Origin of the sequence: Caballeronia terrestris (assembly GCF_001544515.1) — a bacterium.
In the GTDB taxonomy this organism is placed as follows: Bacteria; Pseudomonadota; Gammaproteobacteria; order Burkholderiales; family Burkholderiaceae; genus Caballeronia; species Caballeronia terrestris.
In genome coordinates, this window is record NZ_FCOL02000215.1 from 1 (window position 1) to 3,238 (window position 3,238).

A 3,238-nucleotide genomic window follows, 5' to 3' on the forward strand; every position below is an offset into this window, starting at 1 on the left:
TTCGATGTCCATCGTCTTCAACGGCTGGGTGATGCCCGCGTTGTTGATCAGTCCGTCGACGCGGCCGTACTTGTCAACGACAGCCTTCGCCGCCGCAATACATGCTGCCTTGTCAGTGACATCGCAAGCGAGCCCGAGGTGGTCTTCACCGAGATCGTGTGCAGCGCTTTCGGCGTCTTCTTTCCGCAGGTCGAGGATCACCACTCGCGCACCCTGCGCGGCAAGCGCTTTGGCGGTTGCCTTGCCGATGCCGCGTGCCGAGGCTGCACCCGTGACGATTACCACTTTGCTGTTGAGCAACATGTTTGTCTCCATCGATCGTGTTAGTTGGTGGACGCAGTCTCTGCGATGCTCTCAACGCAATCAATGAAGTTCCGCTCAACTATTGCTGAAAAAAATTCAGATGTCGTCGCGCCTTTCTGCATAACGATATGCGGCGTCTAACGGCGAGTAAGAGCAAACCCTAACTAGGATTTCGTAGATGGAGATGCCGTTGATTCGAATACTTACGCGGAAGGCTGTGAAGTCGCTTGCGCCAGGACCGCGGGCTACTCGCGCTTGGACGAACTCGAAAACGTTTGGTATTGCATACGCCGCGCTCGAATATGTGGTGCAATGCAGCATGAAGTCAAATTGTGAAGGGACCGACATGAAGACCGACGCGGTTCGTGCTGTCGTACAGGTAAGCAACCGTTAGATCGCTGCTGACTTTCATCTCTCGACCGGTTGGTTACGTGATGGAGAGCCGAAGGCATGGAGGAGTTGGGTCCTCCGGATTCGTGGATGGCGCTCGCTTCGCTGAACCCCGGCGACGGATGGGGCACTCGTCGCACGCCTGCAGATCTTCTCGCGTTCTTGAGCATTACATAGCTACCGACCTTTGGTTTCGTTTCTCCTCGACGCAGTGACAGATCCAGTCGCCACGGACGGCCGGTTGCTTGGCATAAGGTTGTTCGACGAGGCCAGTGAGCACAGCCCCGCACTTGCCGGGATTCTCTGAATACGGCCGGATGTACAAACGTCGGGACCAGACTCGCCTCGCTCAATTCGTTGCTCTTGTGCATGTTACCAACGAGTTGAGGGGGCGAAAATTCCGAGGGACAGACGCTGCCCGCGCATCAGGAGCTAAGCCTCGGAGTATTCGTGAAGGAGCCCGGGGTTTGGCGGATTTCCGCTTTCCAAAATACACTAACGAGACCGTTTGAGGGCTTCGAGCAATTTGGCCGGTCGCGACAGACAGATGGATAGCTCAACGGGGCAGGGTGCTCCCGGGCCGTGACGGACGGCGTACGTGCGAATGGGTCGTATATGCGAAGCGCCCGTTCGCGGGACCGAAAGCGGTGCTTGCGTATCTGTCGCGCTACACGCATCGCGTGGCCATCTCCAATCAGCGGCTCATAGCACTCGACGAACGCGGCGTGACCTTCCGATGGAAGGACTACCGTGCGAAGGGACGCACCCGCTACAAGACCATGACACTGGAGGCCGGCGAGTTCATGCGCCGCTTCCTGCTCCATGTCCTGCCCGGCGGCTCCCATCGCATCCGTCACTACGGGCTGTTAGCAAACCCGGTGCGCCGCACCAATCTCGCAAAGATACGTGAGCTGCTGAATGTCGTGCCCGAGGCCAACAATAAGTCTGACGACCCCAGGAACACTGTCCCTTCGGTCTTCGTCTGCCGGCACTGCGGAGCCCCGATGATCGTCATCGAGATCCTGGAGCGCACTGCGCCCATTCGTGCACCACCTGTGCGACGAGGCGATACATGAGTGCAACTGTCCAGAGGTATGCAAACCGACCGTCGGCCTCGCAGCAATGCGTGCCACGAGCGGACGCTTGCGCCAGTGGCTTCAAAGGACCACTCGCGCCGTCGTCGCGTCACCACAAATCGGAAACTGTTCAGATCCACCACTACGCCAGCGCCCACCCACATCCCGCACGATCCGCACAAGTCCGGCCTTGCCCACCATCCCAGCCCATCAATCTCCATAGCCTCGCGACATTCCGGCCGCGTTGGACCACTCCGCGGTTTCCTCCCATCGAGGCTTATTCGACGCCTGCCAACACGCGCGACAGAGCACTCACATTGCTGCGGATAAATAGCAGGCATCGAATAACCCTAAACGGAAGCAGTCATCGGAGTCAGGAAGAAAGGAGCGGCCCCCAGCATCTGATCGCTTTAGGGAGGTCGGCGTCCCACCTAACGCCTGCTTTGTCTTGGGCGGTCGTCGTTTCGCTACACTGCGCATTTTCGCTGAATCTGCGAGGAGAAGGACGTCACGGCTGCGCCGATGCGCAATCCGACGGACCGATCGTCAAGTACGATGTCGATGCTCAGATTGGGGTGCTGATCCAGGAAAGACTTGAGGGCTGGCAAGACATGCAGCCGGGCGAACGCGATTTGCTTGGAGAGGGCGTCGATGTCGCATTGCGTATGGGCACGCTGGACGTTTTACACGAGGCTAAACGGCCATTGCGGCGTTGATCGCAGGTCAGTGAAATGGGTTTCGTTAGGAATCGAATTTCCCATAGTGGATTGTCCGGTGAGACCGTCGCGCAACGATGGATGCGAACTGGGGCGACGGATTTAAACAAAGAGCATTCGCGCTCGGCCATCGCACAAGCTGGCCGGGGCCTGTTTTCAGACGCTGAAGGACTAGATCGCTGTTGCGTCGTGGTCCCTGATCTGAAGTCATGATGCGCTTAGTGCAAGATAAAACGAGCGACCGATGCTCCGCAAGAATCCACTTTGGAAAGATACAGTTTTAGCCCGTCACGCTAGGTCGAAGATCTCAACACAACAACGCGAGATAAGTTGGCGTAAGCGAACTTCTAACTCGCGACGCTTAGTGGAGCGTCGCGCTATCCCAGCCACGCATAAGTTCATTGAGCGCATCCGCTACCGCAGCGTCTACCTCGCCGTTGATCAAAAGACGGCGCTCACCCTGGAACCGGTCGACCAGTGTGGCCGTAGCATCACCATACAGGGCGCGCGCACGATCGTGTGCCAGGGCGAGAGCGAACTGCGCACGACCGCGTGGGGATTCTGCAAGGAGAACCCCGAGGTCGAGACATAGCTGCAAGGCGTCGTGCAGTCGGACGACCGCCGCGCCTTGCATGCCGACCTTCAAGGGGTGGCTAACCTTCTTCATTTGCTTTCCCGCAAAGTTCGTGCTGGCTGCTGCTGCCGGGGAGCCCAACAGCGCCAATGCCGTCGTAGTGAAGCACATACATCGTG

The 3,238-nt window shown here is 58.2% G+C and carries 3 protein-coding genes and 1 pseudogene; 2 read left to right on the top strand and 2 right to left on the bottom strand.

The window, feature by feature from the left end; translation table 11 throughout:
• On the bottom strand, positions 1-303 hold a 303-nt coding region (locus tag AWB67_RS35440), incomplete at its 3' end, for an SDR family NAD(P)-dependent oxidoreductase (RefSeq protein ID WP_125477830.1).
• A gap of 983 nt (positions 304-1,286) precedes the next feature.
• Here AWB67_RS35440 and AWB67_RS35445 point away from each other — a divergent pair.
• Positions 1,287-1,769, top strand: a pseudogene (locus tag AWB67_RS35445) (IS91 family transposase); the annotation flags it as partial.
• Between the two features lie 443 nt (positions 1,770-2,212).
• Positions 2,213-2,485, top strand: coding sequence for a hypothetical protein (locus AWB67_RS43640; RefSeq protein ID WP_374729883.1), 273 nt, complete (start codon positions 2,213-2,215; stop codon positions 2,483-2,485).
• A 361-nt stretch (positions 2,486-2,846) separates the two neighbouring features.
• On the opposite strand, the gene AWB67_RS35450 is transcribed toward AWB67_RS43640, so the two are convergent.
• Positions 2,847-3,238 (bottom strand): hypothetical protein (locus AWB67_RS35450; protein ID WP_235025544.1); only part of this gene is annotated, 392 nt, incomplete at its 5' end.